This window comes from Vibrio sp. Makdt (assembly GCF_027587015.1).
Lineage (GTDB): Bacteria > Pseudomonadota > Gammaproteobacteria > Enterobacterales > Vibrionaceae > Vibrio > Vibrio chagasii_B.
Map to the genome: position 1 here is coordinate 1 of NZ_JAPPTH010000073.1, position 327 is coordinate 327.

The 327-nt window shown below is 57.5% G+C and carries 1 protein-coding gene; it reads right to left on the reverse strand.

The window, feature by feature from the left end; genetic code table 11:
* A partial coding sequence (locus OH460_RS27345) for a cadherin repeat domain-containing protein (protein ID WP_270000200.1) occupies positions 1 to 327 on the reverse strand: 327 nt, incomplete at both ends.

Sequence of the window (327 nt, forward strand, 5' to 3'; positions counted from 1 at the left end):
GGCGCATCGTTCACATCCTGCTCGTTCAGCGTCACGCTGATGCTGGTTGTGGTATCGCCGTCTGACGCGCCAACCGTTAGGTTGTGCACGTTCGCCAGCGCTTCGAAGTCGTTCGCCGCCGCTTCAACGCCCGCTTCTGTTAGCGTAATGGCTCCGGTATCTTCATCGATTGCGAACCAACCGTTATCGTTACCCGCCGTGATGCTGTACGTCACGTCATCGCCGTCCGCGTCCGTCGCACTCACTGTGCCGATCACGGTTTCATCGTCGATGTTCTCGTTGTAGTTGAAGCTGTATTCACCGTCGTCATTGGTCCCGGTGAACTCC